This is a genomic window from Streptomyces sp. NPDC025793, assembly GCF_055558375.1.
Window position 1 is genome coordinate 1 of record NZ_JBVHMR010000155.1, and the last position, 1,278, is coordinate 1,278.

Here is a 1,278-nt window from a genome sequence, read left to right on the forward strand (position 1 = left end):
ATCTTTAACTAATGCGGCGGGGCTTTGGGGTGGTTGACCTCTTCTTTTGTCCCTTTGCTGGCTGTGTCTTCTTGGGCGTGTGCACGTCGTGGCGGGGTGCAGGACGGGTGTTCTTCCGGCCTGCTGGTCGTCCGGGCCGGGTCGGGTGGGTTTCGGTGCTCTGGCCGGGCAGGCGGTCTGTGGGCGGATGTGCCGGAAGTCGCGGCGGACACGCGCGGGAGTGAGCCTGTCCGGTGCGCTGGGTTGCTCCCAGGGACGGCGCCGGTCGGCTGCGAGGGTGCGGGCGAGACGCAGTTGGGTATAGGCGGCGAGGATCAGCCAGGTCCAGCGGTCGGCGGCCTCGGGCGTGCGGATCTTTGGGGAGGTCCAGCCGAGGGTCTGTTTGAAGAGTCGGAAGGTGTGCTCGATGTCGAAGCGTCGCAGGTAGGCCTGCCAGAGACGGTCGGTGTCTGCCGGGGTGGCGTCGGTGCCTGACCACCACAGCCAGACCGGCTTGGGTGTTGCGCCGCTGGGCAGGTGGCTGATGTCCAGGCGGATTACCGTCCCTTCGATGACCGGGAGGGTGCCGTCGGCGGTGGCCCAGGAGGAGCGGTGGGTGAGCCTGGGGTGCAGCCGGTCCCAGGAGCGGGCTCTGGCGGTGCCGTAAAGACGTGTGTCGGTGACAGTTTCGGTGTCCGGGTCGCCCCAGGTGTCGGGCTGCCCGAAGACGAATTCGCCGCCGTGCCGGGGTGGGCGGCCCATCGTGTGTGGCTGGCGGGGTGGAACAGCCCGGCGCAGGACCCGGTCGGAGCGCATCCGGGCGAGGACCTGGACCGGCAGGTCTTTGAGGAGGAAAGCGAGACGGGGTGCGTCGTATCCGGCGTCCGCGATGACGAGGACGTCGGGGTCGCCCTCCTGCCACTGTCCGGCGGTGATCAGTCGGTGGAGCAGGTCACGCAGCTGTCGGGCGGTGACGGTGGCGGTGTCGTCCCCGGGGGCCAGGCGAAGCGCGTCCAAAGGCGCGGTCCAGGAACTGCGGCCCGGCTCGAGCGCGCAGATGATCGAGTACGGCCAGCCAGGGACAGGGATGTGCTGGTCCTTGCCCCGGCCGTAGGTGTGACACAGGATCCGCTGTGGTGAGGTGTGGGCATCGGGGCGTAGCCAGCAGGTGATGTCGACGGCCAGGACCAGCCGGCCGTCGACAGCCCGCGGCAGCGGTACCGCGGCCAGGGCCCTCCGCAGTCGGCCGGTATCAACCCTGCCACGGGCGAGGGCGGCGTAGAGCCCGCCATGACCACG

Annotated in this window: 1 pseudogene; it reads right to left on the reverse strand. The window is 69.7% G+C overall.

Annotated features, from left to right (window positions below):
* Positions 1 to 4: 4 nt before the first annotated feature.
* Positions 5 to 1,278, reverse strand: a pseudogene (locus ACZ4MF_RS49035) (NF041680 family putative transposase); the annotation flags it as partial.